Source organism: Defluviitalea raffinosedens (assembly GCF_016908775.1).
Lineage (GTDB): Bacteria > Bacillota > Clostridia > Lachnospirales > Defluviitaleaceae > Defluviitalea > Defluviitalea raffinosedens.
In genome coordinates this window covers 1-2343 of record NZ_JAFBEP010000043.1, presented here as the reverse complement: position 1 = coordinate 2343, position 2343 = coordinate 1, and the positions used below count along the sequence as shown (strand labels likewise).

At 44.2% G+C, this 2343-nt stretch carries 2 protein-coding genes; both read left to right on the top strand.

Annotated features, from left to right (window positions below; translation table 11 throughout):
- Positions 1-318, top strand: a 318-nt coding sequence (locus tag JOD07_RS15200) for a transaldolase family protein (RefSeq protein WP_279380868.1), incomplete at its 5' end; no start/stop codon positions are given.
- A gap of 52 nt (positions 319-370) precedes the next feature.
- On the top strand, positions 371-2343 hold a 1973-nt coding region (gene tkt / locus JOD07_RS15195; RefSeq protein WP_207757004.1), incomplete at its 3' end, for a transketolase.

The following is a 2343-nucleotide window of genomic DNA, read 5'->3' as shown; positions in this document are numbered from 1 at the left end:
TCAGCAACCCAGGCACTCCTTGCTGCAAGAGCAGGAGCAACTTATGTAAGCCCATTCCTTGGCCGTTTGGATGACATCGGCAACGAAGGCATGAACTTAATCGAAGAAATCGTAGAAATATTCACTGTCCATGATATTGAAACAGAAATCATAGCAGCAAGTGTCAGAAATCCAATTCACGTTATTCAGGCAGCCCGTCTTGGCGCCCATATCGCAACGATTCCTTACAATGTTATTGTTCAAATGACCAAACATCCTTTAACAGACCTTGGCATTGAACGCTTCTTAAAAGACTGGGAAAGCGTGCCAAAGAAATAGTGTCTGAAAGACAAATGGAAGCACAATTTAATAATGATTTAAGGGGGATATTATGAAACCGATCGAACAACTCAGTGTAAATACCATAAGAATTCTTTCGGCGGAAGCTGTACAGAAAGCCAATTCAGGCCATCCGGGGCTTCCTATGGGTGCGGCACCCATCGCATACGAATTATGGGCAAACCACATGAAACACAATCCTAAAAATCCAAACTGGCTTAACAGAGACAGATTTATATTATCCGCAGGACATGGTTCTGCACTTTTATACACACTTCTTCACTTATTCGGATACGGATTAACCATTGAAGACTTAAAAAGCTTCAGGCAGTTCGGCAGCAAGACTCCGGGACATCCTGAATACGGCCATACCGTAGGGGTGGAAACCACTACCGGACCTCTGGGGCAAGGAATTGCCAATGCAGTAGGCTTTGCCATCGCTGAAGCCCATCTGGGAGCTAAATTTAATACCCCGGAACATAAAATCGTAGACCACTATACTTATGTGTTAACCGGAGACGGCTGCTTAATGGAAGGCATCAGCTATGAAGCGGCTTCCCTGGCTGGAACATTGAAGTTAGGAAAGCTGATTGCGCTGTATGATTCCAATAACATTACCATAGAAGGCAGTACCGATATAGCATTTACAGAAGATGTGGCAAAACGCTTTGAAGCTATGGGATGGCAGGTGCTTGATGTAGCTGATGCAAACGACTTAGAAAGCCTTTCAAAGGCAATAGAGTCTGCTAAGGCAGAAACCACAAAACCAAGTATCATCATTGTAAAAACACAGATAGGTTATGGCTGTCCTGGTAAACAAGGAAAATCCTCAGCCCATGGAGAACCTCTGGGAGAAGACAACCTTAAGGCAACCAAGGAAAACTTAAACTGGCCAGGTGTAGAACCTTTCTTTGTGCCGGATGAAGTAAGAACTCATATGGAAGAAATCGTGAAAAAAGGGCAGGCTTACGAAGAAGAATGGAATGCCCTTTATGAAGACTATAAAAAGACTTATCCTGAACTGGCAAAAGAATGGGAAGCATGGAACAGCAAAGAGCTTCCGATGGATTTCCTTAATTCAGAAGAGTTCTGGACATTTGAAGAAAAACCAGTGGCAACAAGAATCTGTTCCGGAGAAGTGCTTAACCGCTTGGCTAAGGTGATTCCAAATCTTATGGGAGGATCAGCGGACCTGGCGCCTTCCACAAAAACCCTTATGAACGGAAAAGGAGATTTTGGTGCTGAGAACTATAGAGGCGCGAATATGCACTTTGGTGTAAGGGAACATGCCATGGCAGCGATTGGCAACGGAATGGCCCTTCATGGAGGCATTATTCCTTACGTGTCCACCTTCTTTGTGTTCAGTGATTATATGAAACATAGTATGAGACTTTCTGCCCTTATGGGATTACCTGTCATCTATGTTCTGACCCATGACAGCATTGGCGTGGGAGAAGACGGGCCTACCCATGAACCGATTGAACACCTGGCAGCCCTAAGAAGTATTCCGAACTTTACGGTATTTAGACCAGCGGATGCCAAAGAAACCGCAGCAGGCTGGTATGCAGCATTAACAAGGAAAAACAGTCCGACTGCATTGGTTTTAACAAGACAAAACCTTCCTTACTACAAGGAAACAGGCAAAGATGCCCTAAAAGGCGGATACATTCTGGTGGATTCCGAGAAGGAAACTCCGGATGCCATTTTAATGGCCAGTGGTTCAGAAGTGGAATTAATCTATGAAGCAAGCAGGAAGTTAAAAGCAGAAGGCATCGATGTGAGAGTAGTAAGCATGCCATCAACGGACATTTTTGAAGAACAGTCCGAAGAATACAAGGCAGCTGTTTTGCCTAAAGAAGTAAGGGCAAGACTGGCTGTAGAAGCAGCATCATCCTTTGGATGGCATAAATATGTCGGACTGGACGGAGATGTTTTAACCATCGATACCTTTGGAGCATCCGGTCCAGCCAGTGTGCTGTTTGAAGAATTTGGATTTACTGTTGACAATGTTGTGAATAAAGTTAA